Here is a 16,284-nt window from a genome sequence, read left to right on the forward strand (position 1 = left end):
ATGAGCCCTTGTCTTGACCAAGGCAGTGACCAGGCCATCAATAATCCTCCACCCGTTCGCCCGGCAGGGCGTACTGCACGCGCTGATACAGGGGGAACACGGTGCTGTAGCCAGGTACCGGTACGGGGTCTGTACCGGCCAGGTGCGGGAAGACGTACATGACCAGGTCCGGATTGGGCAGACGCTTAAACTGGCTGAGGATTTCATTGTGTGCCGTGCGGGTATAATGGGCCTGTTCCCTCGGCGCTGCCTGCACGTCTTCCGTGGTTAGTGGTCGACGCAGGGACTGGCGTGCATCCAAGAGCTCTCGGGCTGCGCGGCCGCCATTGCCGGCTTCACGACTCCAGATGTCGTGCATGGTCTGACCATCGTGGGTGAGCAGTTCATCCTTGCTGGTGGCGCAGCCAGCCAGGACCAGCATGGCAAGCATGAGGGCCGTGCATCCGGCCCGTTTGAGGTCAGTCGAGATCCTGTGCATGGGAGCCTCCAATGCGATGATCGACCCGGCGACCCTTGACGTCGTAGTCGATGTTGAGAGCTTGTTCGATATGCACGGCTACCTGGGCACCGGGTTCCACATAGACCGCCGCGAAGGCCTGTCCGTAGAGCTGGTTGACCCATTGCGACATCTCCTGCACGCCGCCCGCCAGAATACGGCCCATAGCCTCATTGGCACTGATGCCAACCGTACCGAGGGAGCCATCACTGCCAACGTAGGACATACGTCCGCTCTCCGAGTCGATCAGGGAAGCCGCACCGGCACCGGCGGCTGTGATCAGTGCCTGGGTACCCAGATACTGCTGGGCATTGCTGCGCCGTTCACCGGTCACACAGGGGATACCGTAGGGATCGCTGATCCAGCCGAGGCCATCGAGGATGTCGACATCGTTTCGGTTGCTGCGGGTATTGCTGCCGTCTTCCTCCGGCAATGTGCGGATGGTGCCGTCCTGGAATACGAAAGTGATCGACCGAATCTGCCCCCGCACGCAGGACAGCGTCCAATCCCCCGAGGCCGTGCCGCTGACCACGGCACCGGCCACATCGGGAATCTCGATGCCGTTGGCGGTGAGGTTGTCGGGACCGATCACTACCTTGAACGGATAGGGATCGTTCACCGTGCCGTCGACGGGGACCCGACCGATCAGTGCCGTCATGGCCACCGACCCCATCAGGATGGCGTTGGAGGGCACGGTGTAGACGGCTTTCAGTGGTGAAGCGCCCACTTGCCCATCCGTGGCCCGCCCCAGGGTTTCGCTGGCCGCGTCGATGGTATCCTGGGCAGGGCCGAAAGTAGTGGGAAAGGTAAAACCGCTGCTATTGCCGCTGCGCGGGTCGGCAGGTTGGGCATCGTCCGGCTCGATCCAGCGCATACCGTCGCCGAAGCCCTGACCGTCGCCGGGTTCGAGCCCGAGGCCGATGGGCAGGTCCGCCTGGCCGTTCGCTCCACTCAAGCCTTCGAGTTGCCGTTGCAAATCTTGCAACAGACTCTGTGCCTGCTGCCGTTCGCTGGCCACCTGGTCTCGATCTTGGCGGAGTTGTGCACGCTCCGTGTCCAGCGCCGTCTGGATGCGCTGCTCGATGGAGCGTTCACGCTGGCGCAGGCGGTCGTTCTCTGCCTGCTGGGCGCGGTTGTCCGACAGCGCCGTCTCCAGTTGCTCCCGGAACTGTCGCACCTGGGCCACCAGGGTGGCCACCGTATCGTTGGGTGTATCGCCCTCGATACCGAGGGCACGCCTCTCCTCGGCGGACAGGCGTGTCCCTGCGTCCTGTGGCACGGTGCCTGGGCCGCGCTCCCCGGACAACAGCCGGATACCGGCGAACACCAGCAGCGCCACTACCGGGAGCATCAGCCACTTGAGCAGACCGTTACTGCGCATGATCCACTCCCTCCGCGTCGCCGGCGGCAGCGGCGGCCGGCAGGTTGCGGGTGGCATCGATGGGGCTGATGGCCGGCAGCAGCGCTTTCGCCAGACCATGGCCTCGTGTCACCAGGTACACCACCGTGGTGTCGTGTGACGTACCTGTCGGTCCCAAGTCGGGATGCTGGAACGTCGCCGCCACGAAATTGCCTTGCAGCGCCCTGGGGTCCAGGGTGAGCCACCGATGGGCGGTATTGGTCAGGCGCACCGCTGTCACCCACTGATCCTCCAGCCGCCAGGAGGCCAGAGCATTGGCGCGGATCGGCAAGGTGGGCAACAACGTGTCCAACACCAGGTCGCGGTGCAGGTTCCCGCGCGAGAGGCCGTTCACGGGTTCGACGGTACGCAGCGGTGCGTACAGGTGCTGGGCTGCGTAGCGCGTGAGTATCACCGGCACCGGTGTCTCCCGCGCGGGATTCGCGGTGGCAGCGCTCGGCACCCCAGGGGCTTGTGTGCTGGTGCCGCCATAACGGGGACCAACGGCATCACCTTCGACGATGCGTACTGGCTCCAGAGGCTCATCGCCTTCCTGTGCGGCAATGTCGATCAGGATCAAGGTGCCGTCGTCGGCATCCTGCAACTGCAACCGTGTGGGTTCGATGGTGTCGTGCGCCAACAGGTAGATAGCTCCACCCGCGCTTTGCACCCGAAGGCGATCACCGATTGATGCAGGAACGCCGACGCGCACGTTGCGGTCGATAAAAACCACGCGCTCGTGGCCGACCACCAGAGGCACGGCCAGCGGCATGCGCTCCCACTTGAGGATTTCCACCGCATGGCTAATAGGAATCCAGCCGAGGAGCAGGGTGAGACAGGCCAGAAAGCGGAATGGTCGTAACATGGCAAGTCCTCTACGGGGTATCCGGTGTGGGGGATGGCGCTTCGGCAGCGATGCGCTGTGGCGTACCGTCGTAGCAATCCAAGGCCAGACCGAAGGGATTGCGCTCTGGGTCGATGTCCAGGCGCACCACCTTCAGGGGATAGCGCACCAGGGCGCGCTTGACCTGCTCGGTGCCGTAATACTCGTCGGCGGAGATGTCCAGGGTGACGATCCAATCGCGTTCAGACACCACTTTCACCCGTTGGGTGGGGTCATCACCGAAGCCCCGCCCCGGAATCTCATAGATTCCCCGCACTCGCTGACGCAGTTCACCGGTACGTTGCCGTTGCTCGTAATCGAGCTGAAGAAAGTGCTGGCAGGCTGGGGTCAGGTACGCAGACAACGCATGGATATTGCGTGCGTAATCCACCTCGCCATTGGTGGGCCAGCGGTTGAGCTGCTGAAAGATGTAGAAGGTAAAGGCATAAACCGACTCCGGTGGCACGTCCCACCACTTGCGCACACTGCCGGAGCGCAAGTCCGGGGGCACATGGATGGTTAGATCACGCGGGGCCTGCCACCAGCCAAAACCCAGTACCAGCGTAAGGATGAACAGAGCGGCTACGCCAAAGCGCAGGGTTCGGATATGAGCCTGAAGGTGGGTGACCTCATTCTTGAAGCGGCTCATTGGCTACCCCTTCGGGTCGTCCAGTACCCAGAGCGCGTCACCAGCGAATCCCCGCGAATCCAGGGAGAGAGCCAAGGATGGTTGAGCGCGATGCGCCACTGCAACTGTCGATAGAGCCAGGTGTCGGGTCGCCCCCGCTTCCGACGTCGCAGTGCGCTCCCGCCAACGAAGATGCCAAACGCAATGGCGGCGACGATCATCGACGGTATCAGCGCGATGGTAGATGTCAGCCAAGCCAGGGGCAGACCGAGCAGCAATCCCGCTAGAGCCGACAGGCCCACGCAAATCCACAACTCATCCGCTGTCAGTCCCCGCACCACTACGGGCTGGCGGTTGAGCCGGTGTGGCAGGAAGCTCACCGTATCGTCTTCGTTGAGTTCAGGGGTGCTGGACATCGTGGGACGCCTTTACAGGATGCCGGTGGCTTCGGTCAGCAACCAGATACCCACGACTAGCAGGATCGCGCCAACCGCCACGGTCAGGCCGAACTGCCCCCAGGTCTTGCGCCCGGTATGAATCTCGGAATAGGTGCTGTAGGCGTGGTAGCAGACGCCAATGAACATCGACGCCACCACCAGCAGAGCCACCAGCAACACGATGTCGTAGCCATAGTTGCGCAGCGTCTCCATGATGCCGCTGCCGGTGCCGCGCGATGGGTCCTCCAGTGTCGGCAGCCCCTGGGCGTACACCTGCGGCACCGCGCTGACCGAAAGCACGGCGGCGGACAGACGGGCGCGTTGAATCAGACGGTTGGGAGCGAAACGGGAAACCATGGTGAAGTCCTCATCGGGTCAAGACAGCAGAAAGAAAGCCAGTACCAGGTACATCGCGACGAAGCGCACCGCGACCCCGAGAAACTGACGTTGAGAAAGACGTTCTTCAGCCCAGCCGACATAAGCAGTGCGCAGAGCCCAGACTCCCCAGAGCAGCAGCACGGCGAACACCAGGCTCAAGAGCACCACGGAGACATCCCCTGCGGAGAAACCGGCATTGGCCTGAAAAGCGGAGATTTGGGCGCTGTTCACGGGGCCGCCTCCTCGGATGCCTGGCGGTAGTCACCAAGCAGCTCAACAGGGTCGCGGGGCTGGGCACGCTGGGGCACCAGGTAATCGCGGATGCCCTGGCGAACACGCTCGATGTCCTCGCGCAGGCGGGCGTAGTCGAAGTGATAACGGCTGCCGTCGGGATGAGGCAGGCTGGCACTGTGCTCGGCCAGGCGGTCGATCATGTCGAGCTGGCGGATCAATGCGGCCAGTTGGGCCTGCTCATTGGCGCCGTCCCCGGCGAGTACTGGTTCGATGGCCAGAACAGAGAAGACCAGCAGCGCGACGAAGGCACGGTGCCATGGAGTGTTGCGGTTTCTGGGGTATGCCATCGTGCCATTCCTCGCAGGGCGAATGGCATGATGCTGGGGTATGGGATCGGATTGCGCCGCAAAGAATAGGAACGACGGGGTTACCGGATTCCTGATTCATTTCAGGAGGCGGATTTCATCTACTGCTACTGGCGTGGGGCGTGGGGCGTGGGGCGTGGGGCGTGGGGCGTGAGGCTTGACGGTTGCTCGAAATACGCCCGCTTGAATCAGGTCAAACCCTATCAGCTCATGCTAAATCATACTCAATACACTATGCTTGCCACATGTTTCATGCCATTATTGGCAATCTGCCCGAATTTTGACTTCACGTAGGAAGACTATGTCAGAGCGTTGGCTGTCGGTCGAAGAGATCGCAGAGTACCTCGGGGTGAGCAAGGACACCGTCTATGCGTGGATTCGTGGACGGGGCATGCCGGCCCACCGAATAGGGCGGCTGTGGAAGTTCAAGTCGCAGGAAGTCGATGAATGGGTGAAATCGGGTGGAGCTGCGGAAGACGAAGGTCGGAACAAGAAATGAGGAAAGCTGACACGATGACTCTGTCCAATTCTGTCAACCGGGATGGTGGCGATATGCAGGTCGCCTGCGTTGATCTGTTTTGTGGCGCCGGTGGGCTGACTCATGGATTCGTCAAGGAAGGGCTGCAGGTCGTCGCCGGGATCGACTTGGACCCAGCTTGCCGTCACCCCTACGAGGCCAATAACCAGGCCAAGTTCATCGAACGAGACGTCAGCAAAATCAAAGTTGCCGAGCTGAAAGAGTTGTTTGGAGGTGCTGGACTGACGATCCTTGCCGGTTGCGCGCCTTGTCAGCCGTTTTCGACCTATGCCCAACGCTATGAATCGGACGGCAAGGATGGAAAGTGGGGCCTGCTGTATCAATTCGCACGCTTGGCGAAAGGTGCTCAACCCGACGTCATCACCATGGAAAATGTTCCTTCTGTCGCCAAGCATAAAGTTTTTCACGATTTCGTCGGTGCCCTGAAACGTGCTGGATACGACGTCTGGTACGACGTCGTGGACAGTTCGCAATATGGCGTTCCCCAAACACGGCGGCGGATGGTCTTGCTGGCTTCCAAGCACGGGACCATCGAGATGATCGAACCGACGCACAAAAAGCCGAAAACCGTGAGTCAGGCGATCAAGCGCCTACGGCCTTTGGCTGCTGGAGAGTCCGCCCCCAGAGACAAGCTCCACACCGCAGCCACACTATCGGAAAAAAACCTGCGTCGAATCAGAGCTTCGAAACCAGGAGGTACTTGGCGTGACTGGCCAGAGGAACTGGTTGCCGAATGCCATCGCGCTGAAAGTGGACGTACCTATCCGGGTGTTTATGGGCGAATGGAGTGGGACAAACCTGCACCGACGATGACGACCCAGTGTTATGGATTTGGGAACGGTCGATTCGGGCATCCAGAACAAGATCGCGCGATTACCTTACGTGAAGCGGCCATCATACAAAGTTTTCCTCGTGACTATGAATTCATTCCCAAAGGAGGAGAGCCCAGCTTCAAAGCATTGGGTCGGTTGATCGGCAATGCCGTTCCCGTCGACCTGGGGCGTGCCATCGCTCGCAGCATCAAGATGCATCTCGCCAAAGTGGCCGCAACATGACACGGTGAAGGAATATTCGATGCCACGTATCTCGCCTACTACACCAGAAACCAGCCAACGTATGGCGAGGGTCAGGCAGAAAGATACGGGTGGAGAGATCGCACTACGCCGTGAACTTCACAAAATGGGGCTGCGCTATCGAGTCGCTTTCGAGGTGTTGAAGAAGCCTCGTCGCGTAGCCGATATAGCCTTTCCTGGTATTCGACTGGCCGTTTTCGTCGATGGCTGTTTCTGGCATGGCTGCCCGGAGCATGCAACTTGGCCGAAACGAAACGCCGACTTCTGGCGACATAAGATCGAAACCAATCGGTCCAGGGATGCCGACACGAATGAGAGGTTGCGAAGCATCGGATGGCGTGTGCTGAGATTCTGGGAGCATGAATCACCTCTGGTGGCGGCTGAGATCGTGGTGCGGGAGGTGGAGGTATTGAAGTCGCGCCGGGCATCGCATGAGAAGAATTGAAGGGGAACCGAAGGGGTCGCATGACAGCTTCCAATGAGCAGCAGGCCGAAGCATATCGAGCAAAGCCAGAACCGGGGCAACTGGTAGAAGTCCGGCGTCGTCAATGGGTCGTGTCTGATGTCCTTTCATCATCTCTGGAGTCGAGCGCGGCCTCGCAGAACGTCGTGACGCTCTCTTCCATCGATGAGGACGGACTTGGGGAGGAGCTGGAAGTCGTTTGGGAGATCGAGCCCGGTGCCCAGGTCATCGAGCGCGCAGGCTTGCCGGAGATCACGGGACAGGACGACGCTACGACTCTGGATGCTTTCCTGGATGCCGTGAGATGGGGTGCCGCGACGAATGCCGACAGGGGCTTCCTTCAAGCGCCGTTTCGCAGCGGCGTCAGTATCGAAGCCTTCCAACTCGATCCTCTTGTCCGTGCCATCGACATGGCGCGTGTCAACCTACTCATTGCCGATGACGTGGGGTTGGGTAAGACCATCGAGGCTGGCCTCGTCATACAGGAACTACTCCTTCGGCATCGCGCCCGCACCACTCTGATCGTTTGTCCCGCGTCGCTACAAGAAAAGTGGCGGGTGGAAATGTTGGAGAAGTTCGGCCTCGATTTCCGGGTGGTCGATTCGGCGTACATCAAGCGCCTGAGACGTGAGCGAGGCATACATGCCAATCCGTGGACGTCCCATCCTCGTCTCATCACCTCGATGGACTGGGCCAAGAGTGGCGAAGGTCTGCGAACCATTCGAGACGTACTACCACCGCATGTCGGGCATCCGAGAAAATTCGACCTTTTGATCGTCGACGAAGCTCACAACATCGCGCCATCCGCTGGTGCCAACTATGCTCTCGAAAGTCAGCGTACACGCTTCATTCGTACCATCGGTCCTCACTTCCAGCACCGATTGTTCCTGACGGCAACCCCCCACAACGGGTATACGGAATCTTTCACGGCTCTCCTGGAACTGTTGGATGACCAACGCTTCGCGCGAAACATCCTTCCAGACGAAAAACGACTCAGTCAGGTGATGATCCGTCGGTTGAAGAGTGATCTGGTCGATGCCGACGGAAACCCTCTATATCCCCAGCGCAAATTGCAGGCGCTGAGCATCCCGTATACAGAGGAAGAGCGGGCGATACATCGCAAGTTGATCGATTACTGTGCCAGCCGTGAGAGGGAAGATGGCGAGTCAGGAAATGCCTTCGGCACCACCTTCATCAATCAGTTGCTCAAAAAGCGTCTGTTTTCGTCACCGGCTGCCTTTGCTTCCACCTTGGAAAAGCACCTCCAATCATTGTCGAACGAGACGCGGCAAAAACGCAATGATGCCCTGGATGAGCGAATCTTACGCAAAGCCATCCTGAAGGCGGAAGAAGATTACGCTGACGATCGAGAAGTCGAAAATGCCCAGTCCGAGGCCGTCGAGGAGGCCTCTCGACGTGCACAGCCTTTGAGTGACGAGCAGCGTCAGATTCTGGACGAACTCAGGCAGTGGGCGCAGCGAGCCAAGAACCAGACAGACTCCAAAGCCCAAGCCATCCTCGATTGGCTGACGACCAACCTACGCCCAAACGGCGAATGGAATGATCGCCGAGTGATCCTTTTCACAGAATACCGGACTACACACCAATGGATGCATGAAATCTTGGTCAGCCACGGTTTCGGTGGAGATCGGCTAGGGATTCTCCATGGTGGCCTTTCCCAAGACGATCGAGAGCCCGTGAAAGCGGCGTTCCAGGCATCTCCCAAAATATCACCCGTGCGCATCCTGCTCGCTACCGATGCCGCCTCGGAAGGTATCGACTTGCAGAATCACTGTAATTGCCTCATCCATTTGGAGATACCATACAACCCCAACGTCATGGAACAGCGCAATGGTCGTATCGATCGTCACGGCCAGAAAGAAAAAGAGGTGCTGATCTGGCACCCCGTCGATGGCGGTCCTGGAAGCGATGAGCAGGTGGGCGGGCATGGCGAAGACATCCTGAGGGCGCTCCGTAAACTGGAGTCGATGCGTGCCGACATGGGAAGCGTAAATCCTGTGATCGCTCCCCAGATGTCCGGCTTGATAGAAGGTTCTCTGACTGATCTGGATACGCGTCTGGCTGAGGCCAAGATAGCCAAGGCCAGACGGTTCGTACGGGCCGAGCGTGAATTGAAAGAACGAGTGGCCAAGCTCCATGACCGTCTACTCGCAACCCGTCAGGACTTTCATCTCACGCCAGAACATATTCAGATGGCCGTAGTGACGGGGTTGGCACTGGCGGGTCGCCCTCCGCTGGAACCGGTCGACCTGGATGATGCCCCGAGTGGCCGCGTCTTCAGAATGCCGTCTTTGTCGGGTTCCTGGGCACGTTGTCTGGAGGGGTTACGACACCCCCATACTCAGCATATACGTCCCATCACTTTCGATCATGAAGTGGCGAGTGGACGAGATGACGTCGTGTTGGTCCATCTCAATCATCGCTTGGTTCAGATGTGTCTGAGGCTGTTGCGCGCCGAAGTGTGGGCGCAGGATGACGTCAAGAAACTGCATCGAGTCACGGTTCGGTCGGTGCCTGACGATCTCATCGATGATCCAGCCGTGGCCATCGTTTCTCGATTGGTCGTCACTGGAGGAAATCATCATCGCCTACATGAGGAACTGACGGTATCGGGAGGTTATCTGCGTGACCGATCCTTCCGTCGAGAAGAAGCTGTCACCAGAGTACAACGATGGTTGGATGTCGGGCACCCCGTTACGGCGGGTGACGGATTGTTCGACACATTGCGGGAGCGTTTCGATAGCTCACATGAATCCATCTTGAGGGCCGTCGAATCCCGGTCCAAGGAACGTCTGGAGTTCCTGGGCAACACCCTGCGATCCCGTAAGGAGCGTGAAGTCACCGACATCCATGCTGTGCTCGATGAGTTGGAGACGGCGATTCGAGGTGAATTGCAGAAAGACGAGCAACCAGAGCAATTCTCTTTGTTCAGTGAAGACGAGCGTACTCAGCTAAGGCGCGATACTGCGGCACTGGAAGCACGCTTGGAGCGGATTCCTACAGAACGCGAGCAGGAGGAAAGAGCGATCGAAGCCCGCTACGCGAAACTCGATGACCGTACCTTTCCTGTCGCTGTCATCTTCCTCGTCCCAGAGTCGATGGGAGGTGCAGTATGAGCAGCAATGACACGCACCACGATTGGCTCTCACTGATAGAGATTTCTGGCCCGTTCCTCGCCGTTCCAGTTTTGAAGGAGGCGTTTCCACAGGGGTTGGAAGAACTAGACGGCTTCAAACGGAAACGGCTGCGGCAGGCTTACGATGAGTGGCGAGAAGCGTTGGATACGGGTGATCCCGAGTTCACCAACATCCATGCAGCCTGGATCGAAGAAGTCTTGTCGCGGGGTTTGGAGCTGGATGAGGACGGCAAGGGCGACGTTCTCAAGCGTAAGGATTGGTGTGAGTCCAATTTGAGTACCCAGCTTCCTGAGCATGGCGTGACGGTGACACCGGATTTCGCGGTGGTGGATGAGCAGAATGGCAACCGTGCATCGATGCTCATCCACGTCTATCCCCAGGATACGGATCTCGAAGCCACGTCGAACCAGAATGGTTGGGCTGCCACCCCTGCTGAACGCATGGTCCAATTGTGCCGCGCACGGAGTTGCCGTCTGGGCCTCGTCACGAATGGTGAGCGCTGGGTGCTGGTGGATGCACCAGTGGGTGCGGTTACTACCTTCGCCAGTTGGTATGCCCGCATCTGGGGCCAGGAGCCCGCCACCCTGCAGGCGTTCGTACACCTGCTGGGCATTCGTCGATTCTTCGTCGATGAAACGGAGCAATTACCCGCATTACTCAATCGCTCCCTGAAATTTCAGGATGAAGTCACCGATGCCCTGGGCGAGCAGGTGCGTCGCGCGGTGGAGGTATTGATCCAGGCCCTCGACAAGGCCGATCAGGATCGTGGCCGGGAGTTGCTCCGAGACGTGAAGGAAGCCGAACTCTACGAGGCGGCGCTCACGGTAATGATGCGGCTGGTGTTCCTGCTTTCCGCCGAGGAGCGTGGCTTGCTATTGCTGGGGGATGAGAAGTACGAGGCCCACTACGCGGTCTCCACCCTGAGAATGCAACTACGCGCAGAGTCCGAAGAGATACTGGAGCGGCGTTGGGACGCCTGGTCGCGATTGCTGGCCATCTTCCGGGCAGTGTTTGGCGGTATAGAGCATGAGAATCTGCGTCTTCCTGCACTCGGTGGGTCATTGTTCGATCCGGATCGCTTCCCCTTCCTCGAAGGCAGGTCGAAAGGCTCCAGTTGGCGCATCGACGACTCGAAACCCTTGCCGATCGACAACCGTACCGTCCTCCTGTTGCTGGAAGCCATCCAGCAGTATCAAGGGCGCACACTCTCCTACCGTGCCCTGGACGTGGAACAGATCGGTTATGTATACGAGGGCTTGCTAGAACGCACAGTGAAACGGACTTCCGAGGTCACGTTGGAGCTGGATGCGACAAGGGGTGCCAAGTCTCCTTGGGTTACCTTGGCTCGGTTGGAGGCTGTCAGAGACGAGGGTAGCGAGGCACTGGCAGAAGTATTGCGTGAGCACACCGGGAGTTCACCCAGCCGCATTCGTAACGACCTTGTCAAGCCAGTCGACGCTGCCCTCGCTGATCGCCTGTTGGCGGCTTGTCATGGTGATACGGAACTACGTGACCGCATCCGGCCTTATGCTCACCTGATTCGCTCCGACTCATGGGGATATCCACTGGTCTATCCTGCGGGCGCCTTCATCGTCACCACTGGCTCCGATCGTCGCGAGACCGGTACCCACTACACACCGAAGTCACTGACCGAAGCCATCGTCGCCGAAACGCTCACCCCGGTTGCCTATGTCGGCCCGGCAGAAGGCAAGCCGCGTGACCAATGGCAACTGAAGTCACCTGATGAGCTGCTCGACCTCAAAGTGTGTGACCCGGCGATGGGTTCAGGGGCTTTCCTGGTACAAGCCTGCCGCTGGTTGGCCGAGCGATTGGTGGAGGCTTGGACGCAGGCTGAGGAAAGTGGCAAATCAGTGAGCGTGGATGGCGAAGTACTCGATTCAGTCAGTGACCGGGAGCCGTTACCTCGCGATATCGAAGCACGTACCGTCATCGCCCGCCGGCTCATAGCCGAGCGCTGTCTGTATGGCGTCGATCTGAACCCGCTGGCGGTGGAACTGGCCAAGCTTTCCATATGGCTGATTACCCTCGCAAAGGGTCGCCCCTTTGGGTTCCTCGATCACAATCTGCGCTGTGGTGACAGCCTTCTCGGTATCCATCGGTTGGATCAGCTCACCGAACTCTCCATGACTCCTACGGGCAAAGGTCAACAGCGCTTGTTCGGACAGGAGATAGAACGGGCTGTAAGGGAAGCCATTGAGCTACGTTCAAACCTACGCCAGATTCCCATTCGTGACATCCACGATGTCGAAGCTATGGCGCATCTGGATTCTGATGCACGTCGCAAGCTTGAAGTGCCAGAATGCATTGCCGATGCGTTCATCGGGGAAGTGTTTGAAGCGAGCAGTAATCGTGTGGAGCTAGAGAGCACGCTGACAACGCTGGCCATCCAAGCTGGAGAAGCCGTAGATGGTAGTCGCGATTTGATCACGTCAATTCTCCGGAGATCTCATACGACACTTTCAATTGATCTCCCTTCAGATAAACCAATACGTCGGCCTTTCCATTGGCCATTGGAGTTTCCGGAAGTATTTGCGGAAGAAAATACTGGATTCGATGCCTTTGTCGGCAATCCACCTTTCCTTGGCGGAAAACGTATCAGTACGGTACTTGGCTCGACATACAGCTCGTTCCTTGCCGCTATTCATCCGCCCGCAAGTAAGAACATGGACCTCGTTGCTCATTTTTTCCGGCGGGCATTTGATTTGCTCTGTAAGGCGGGGGATTTCGGTTTTCTGGCTGTTAACTCAATAGCCGAAGGAGATACCCGAGAAGGAGGGCTGGAATGGATGACACGAAATGGCGCAAGTATCTATGCAGCTTACCCGAACGAACCATGGCCGGGACAGGCTGCCGTAGTAACCAGTCGTGTTCATACCCACAAAGGTGAATGGCATGGCGCGAGAAGTCTGGCTGGAAAATCGGTTCATTTCGTTTCAGCTTTTTTGTCCGGCCAAGAAGAGTGGAGCCCGAAAAAGCTAAAAGCTAACGATGGGAAAGCTTTCATTGGCTCATTTGTCAACGGCATGGGGTTTGTTTTGACAAATGAGGAAGCTCAGCGAATGCTCAATGCCGACCCTCGTAACGAAGAGGTGATTTTTCCATATATAAACGGAGAAGACTTGAATTCTAGTCCGGATCAGCGCGCGAGTCGCTGGGTTATAAATTTCTGGGATTGGCCGGAAGAAAGAGCGAAAACGTATATTGAGCCCTACAAGTGGATCAAAGAGCACGTCTATTCCGAAAGATTGGAAAAAAGTACGCAGAAGTCCTATCAGAACATAATGTCGATGTGGTGGCTGTATTGGCGACATCGACCAGAACTTTATCGAGCAATTGGCCACGACCGTTGGTTTGTGCGCCGCAAAGTAGATGATGGGGTGTCGCCATCAGAACCCTTGCGCCGGGTGCTTGCGATTACGCGTGTAAGTAAGACTGTTGCATTTTCATTCGTGCATACGTCATCGGTCTTCTCAGATGCCATCGTGTTATTTGCGGTCGATCAACCACCTCTTTTTGCCTTGCTTCAATCGAGTATTCACAGCGTATTTGCTTGGCAGCATTCATCAAGGCTAAAAAACGATCTTCGATATAGCCCGACCGATGCCTTTGAGACGTTCCCGCTTCCCTTGGCCGATGACCTCCTCTCTGACCTTGGCGAGCGACTGCACCAAGAGCGCATTGATGTCATGCAGGCTGACCGTATCGGCCTGACCAAGCTCTACAACCGTTTCCATACTGAGGCCGACAGCGACCCGCGCATCAAAGGGCTACGTTCATTGCAGTGCGAAATGGACACCGCCGTAGCGAGCGCCTATGGCTGGGATGATCTTGATCTCGAACATGGTTTTCACGAGGTTCCGTACCTGCCGGAGAACGACCGAATCCGCTTCACCATCTCGGAGACGGCGCGCGTCGAAGTGCTGCGACGACTGTCGGAGTTGAACCGTCAGCGTTACGAGGAGGAAGTCGCTCAAGGCTTGCACAGTAAGAAGGCCAGTAAGGCCAAACGTAAACCACGTTCGCAAACCACGACGAAGGCTACAGAACGACAACCTTCATTCGAATTCGATGCTACCCCAGCCAACGAAAGAGAATACCTCCAGGCTGCTGAGAAACCAGCCGACTATCGCGTCGATCCAGCCTCTGCCATCGTCGAATACCTGAAAGCCCATCCTGGCTGGCATGCAAAATCTGACATTCTGGCCACTATCGGCATCCCAGATGGTCAGTGGAGCATCTCAATCGCTGAGCTGATTTCGAATGGAAAGGTCGAGCGCCAAGGTGAGAGGCGTGGAGCACGGTATCGATTTCAGGAAGGGGGAGAAATATGAAGGAGTATCGGCTGAACGTTGATCCACGCATTCTTGAATTGCTTGGACCGAACCTCTACACGAACATCTATTACGTCTTGGCGGAGCTGATCGCTAATGCGTATGACGCTGATGCCAAGAATGTCTACATCATCTCCAACAAAGACGATATCCGCGTTGAAGATGATGGGCACGGCATGTCCTATGAGGCAGGTGACATTGCCAAATATTTGAACGTCGCAGGGGTGTCACGAACGACGGAATCAGATTCACTTACGAAGTCTGGCGGTCGACGAAAGATGGGGCGCAAGGGCGTCGGGAAACTGGCAGCGTTATCGGTATCGGAAGACGTAGATGTCCTCACTGTTGCCGATGGTGAGAAATCTGGATTCGTACTCACCCGTCAACCAGAGAATGGCCATGATCTGAAAGCCATTCCGGATGACCAAATCGTCTTCGAGCGCATTACCGATCATGGCTCCGCCATCATTATGAGGAACCCACAGTATCGGCTTCACAAGACTCTGGATGCTGTCAAGCGCAATCTCCTCAAAATTTTCCCCCTGGTAAATGCGAACTTTCGGATACATGTCATACGCGGCAAAGAAGAGATAACGATCGAGGACTTCGATCGTAGCATCATGGGTGAATTATGTGCACTGGTCACACTTGGCGACAAGTTCAAACCGCTCTGTGATCTCGTTACTGATAGCTACCCGGAAAGGCGCGCCGATCTGGTTGCGGCGCAGGCCATGAAGGTGATACCCATCACTATGAAGGCTAATGATGGTAAAGAGCACGAGTATTCGTTGGAAGTTCTGGGTTGGATCGGGGCGTACAGAAGTACGCGGGGGCGAAAGGCGGAATTGACTGATTTTCCGGATAACTTCATTTCTCTATTCGCCAACGAAAAGATGGGTGAGTTCAATATTCTCCCTATCGTTGGCCAGAACAAGCTGAACGAAGTCTATGTCGTCGGCCAGTTGCACGTCGACCTTTTCGAATTGACGGAACTCCCGGATATGGCCTTGAGCAATCGTCAAGGTTATAAGTCTGACGACCCACGCTACGAAGCCGTTAGAGAGTATGTCCGTAGTGACTTGCTCGCTGACATTCTCAAGCGACGTGAGACATACACAGATATCGTCAATGCCGACAAAAAGAAGAAGAAAGAAGATGCGTTGAGAGGCGATGAGGCAAAGCTGAAAGCTGCGATAGATGCCTTCCGCAAAAAGGCCAGCGCAGATGCTGTAGACGCATTGGCGGCCCTCGGGGTGAAGGCTTCCCGAGACGCTATGGAAAACGCCATATCACAATCGATCAATGCCAACAGCCCTGATCTCGGACTTAAGTCGGCGGTAGATTCTCAAAAGAAAAAAATCCTGGTCAGCCAGACTTATCCGGATAAACCGTTCGCCGACATCATTTATCAGATGCTGATTTTCAACAACGTTCCTCCTGACGATATCTTGTATACCAACTGCGATGATGAGGTGTGCCGTGTTCCGGAAGGGCGTGGAGTATATGACTATCTCCGCGAGTTCTTCGTCGAAAGCTACTCTACGCAAAAGATTTTCGTGCTTTTCGTGACCAGTGAGAACACCAAGGTTTCATGGGGCGCGATCACAGAGGTGGGGGCTTCGTGGATCACCAAGATCGACCACAAAATTTTCAATATCCACCCATTTCGGCCAGAACACCCGCTCAATGACGAAATGCAGTGGCAGAGCACCAATCGGGATAGGCCTAGTGGCGATCTCTGGATGATGCGCCTAAATGCAGACGTCTTTTGCCAGAAGATAGAAGCAGTTTGTGACGCGCTGGGATACAAGAAAATGGCGCGCGAGAAGAACATGGACCACCTGGGGACGCTGGTCTCCATCAGGAATGCGTGAGGATTT

General features: G+C 57.2%; 14 protein-coding genes. 6 read left to right on the forward strand and 8 right to left on the reverse strand.

The annotated features are described in order from the left end of the window. Positions 1-37 precede the first annotated feature (37 nt). From ACYVGS_RS13150 to ACYVGS_RS13185, 8 genes are read right to left on the reverse strand one after another with little or no spacing between them, the layout of a single operon-like run. The gene (locus ACYVGS_RS13150; protein ID WP_063140594.1) at positions 38-478 is read right to left on the reverse strand and encodes a TIGR03751 family conjugal transfer lipoprotein; all 441 of its coding nucleotides are present in this window, start codon (positions 476-478) and stop codon (positions 38-40) included. Continuing rightward, complete coding sequence (locus tag ACYVGS_RS13155) at positions 459-1,877, reverse strand: TIGR03752 family integrating conjugative element protein (RefSeq protein WP_063140595.1); 1,419 nt, start codon at positions 1,875-1,877, stop codon at positions 459-461. Before ACYVGS_RS13155 ends, ACYVGS_RS13150 begins: the two co-directional genes overlap by 20 nt. Next, positions 1,867-2,760, reverse strand: coding sequence for a TIGR03749 family integrating conjugative element protein (locus tag ACYVGS_RS13160; RefSeq protein WP_063140596.1), 894 nt, complete (start codon positions 2,758-2,760; stop codon positions 1,867-1,869). Before ACYVGS_RS13160 ends, ACYVGS_RS13155 begins: the two co-directional genes overlap by 11 nt. Positions 2,761-2,770: 10 nt before the next feature. Further along, positions 2,771-3,427, reverse strand: coding sequence for a PFL_4703 family integrating conjugative element protein (locus ACYVGS_RS13165; protein ID WP_063140597.1), 657 nt, complete (start codon positions 3,425-3,427; stop codon positions 2,771-2,773). Then, positions 3,424-3,822 carry a TIGR03750 family conjugal transfer protein gene (locus ACYVGS_RS13170; RefSeq protein WP_063140598.1) on the reverse strand — a complete coding sequence of 133 codons (399 nt, stop codon included), beginning with the start codon at positions 3,820-3,822 and terminating at the stop codon, positions 3,424-3,426. Before ACYVGS_RS13170 ends, ACYVGS_RS13165 begins: the two co-directional genes overlap by 4 nt. 12 nt (positions 3,823-3,834) lie before the next feature. Then, a complete protein-coding gene (locus ACYVGS_RS13175) occupies positions 3,835-4,200 on the reverse strand; it encodes a TIGR03745 family integrating conjugative element membrane protein (protein WP_063140599.1) in 366 nt (121 codons plus the stop codon). A gap of 18 nt (positions 4,201-4,218) precedes the next feature. Then, positions 4,219-4,452 carry a TIGR03758 family integrating conjugative element protein gene (locus ACYVGS_RS13180; protein WP_233916863.1) on the reverse strand — a complete coding sequence of 78 codons (234 nt, stop codon included), beginning with the start codon at positions 4,450-4,452 and terminating at the stop codon, positions 4,219-4,221. Next, on the reverse strand, positions 4,449-4,802 hold the full coding sequence (locus tag ACYVGS_RS13185; RefSeq protein WP_233916864.1) for an integrative conjugative element protein, RAQPRD family: 354 nt from the start codon (positions 4,800-4,802) through the stop codon (positions 4,449-4,451). Before ACYVGS_RS13185 ends, ACYVGS_RS13180 begins: the two co-directional genes overlap by 4 nt. A 319-nt stretch (positions 4,803-5,121) precedes the next feature. Here ACYVGS_RS13185 and ACYVGS_RS13190 point away from each other — a divergent pair, with 319 nt between their 5' ends. Genes ACYVGS_RS13190 through ACYVGS_RS13215 form a run of 6 tightly spaced genes read left to right on the forward strand, consistent with a single transcriptional unit; the run spans position 5,122 to position 16,278 of the window. Next, positions 5,122-5,319, forward strand: a complete 198-nt coding sequence (locus ACYVGS_RS13190) for a helix-turn-helix domain-containing protein (protein ID WP_233916865.1) — start codon at positions 5,122-5,124, stop codon at positions 5,317-5,319. Between the two features lie 14 nt (positions 5,320-5,333). Further along, a complete protein-coding gene (locus tag ACYVGS_RS13195; protein WP_233916866.1) occupies positions 5,334-6,413 on the forward strand; it encodes a DNA cytosine methyltransferase in 1,080 nt (359 codons plus the stop codon). A gap of 19 nt (positions 6,414-6,432) precedes the next feature. After that, complete coding sequence (locus ACYVGS_RS13200; protein WP_233916867.1) at positions 6,433-6,876, forward strand: very short patch repair endonuclease; 444 nt, start codon at positions 6,433-6,435, stop codon at positions 6,874-6,876. A 20-nt stretch (positions 6,877-6,896) separates the two neighbouring features. Next, positions 6,897-10,031 (forward strand): DISARM system SNF2-like helicase DrmD, encoded by a 3,135-nt coding sequence (drmD, locus tag ACYVGS_RS13205; RefSeq protein WP_460589143.1) that lies wholly within the window; start codon positions 6,897-6,899, stop codon positions 10,029-10,031. Beyond that, positions 10,028-14,404: a BREX-1 system adenine-specific DNA-methyltransferase PglX gene (locus tag ACYVGS_RS13210; RefSeq protein WP_233916871.1), complete on the forward strand. Its 4,377-nt coding sequence runs from the start codon at positions 10,028-10,030 to the stop codon at positions 14,402-14,404. The genes drmD and ACYVGS_RS13210 overlap by 4 nt, the downstream gene beginning before the upstream one ends. Beyond that, complete coding sequence (locus tag ACYVGS_RS13215; protein ID WP_233916872.1) at positions 14,401-16,278, forward strand: ATP-binding protein; 1,878 nt, start codon at positions 14,401-14,403, stop codon at positions 16,276-16,278. Before ACYVGS_RS13210 ends, ACYVGS_RS13215 begins: the two co-directional genes overlap by 4 nt. Positions 16,279-16,284 lie beyond the last annotated feature (6 nt).

This window comes from Haliea atlantica (genome assembly GCF_054779855.1).

What these genes read in the sequence shown, in the direction of transcription:
- ACYVGS_RS13150 (WP_063140594.1), bottom strand. Translation starts at nt 478, where the DNA reads ATGCACAGGATCTCGACTGACCTCAAACGGGCCGGATGCACGGCCCTC.
- ACYVGS_RS13155 (WP_063140595.1), bottom strand. Translation starts at nt 1,877, where the DNA reads ATGCGCAGTAACGGTCTGCTCAAGTGGCTGATGCTCCCGGTAGTGGCG.
- ACYVGS_RS13160 (WP_063140596.1), bottom strand. Translation starts at nt 2,760, where the DNA reads ATGTTACGACCATTCCGCTTTCTGGCCTGTCTCACCCTGCTCCTCGGC.
- ACYVGS_RS13165 (WP_063140597.1), bottom strand. Translation starts at nt 3,427, where the DNA reads ATGAGCCGCTTCAAGAATGAGGTCACCCACCTTCAGGCTCATATCCGA.
- ACYVGS_RS13170 (WP_063140598.1), bottom strand. Translation starts at nt 3,822, where the DNA reads ATGTCCAGCACCCCTGAACTCAACGAAGACGATACGGTGAGCTTCCTG.
- ACYVGS_RS13175 (WP_063140599.1), bottom strand. Translation starts at nt 4,200, where the DNA reads ATGGTTTCCCGTTTCGCTCCCAACCGTCTGATTCAACGCGCCCGTCTG.
- ACYVGS_RS13185 (WP_233916864.1), bottom strand. Translation starts at nt 4,802, where the DNA reads ATGGCATACCCCAGAAACCGCAACACTCCATGGCACCGTGCCTTCGTC.
- ACYVGS_RS13190 (WP_233916865.1), top strand. Translation starts at nt 5,122, where the DNA reads ATGTCAGAGCGTTGGCTGTCGGTCGAAGAGATCGCAGAGTACCTCGGG.
- ACYVGS_RS13195 (WP_233916866.1), top strand. Translation starts at nt 5,334, where the DNA reads ATGACTCTGTCCAATTCTGTCAACCGGGATGGTGGCGATATGCAGGTC.
- ACYVGS_RS13200 (WP_233916867.1), top strand. Translation starts at nt 6,433, where the DNA reads ATGCCACGTATCTCGCCTACTACACCAGAAACCAGCCAACGTATGGCG.
- drmD (WP_460589143.1), top strand. Translation starts at nt 6,897, where the DNA reads ATGACAGCTTCCAATGAGCAGCAGGCCGAAGCATATCGAGCAAAGCCA.
- ACYVGS_RS13210 (WP_233916871.1), top strand. Translation starts at nt 10,028, where the DNA reads ATGAGCAGCAATGACACGCACCACGATTGGCTCTCACTGATAGAGATT.
- ACYVGS_RS13215 (WP_233916872.1), top strand. Translation starts at nt 14,401, where the DNA reads ATGAAGGAGTATCGGCTGAACGTTGATCCACGCATTCTTGAATTGCTT.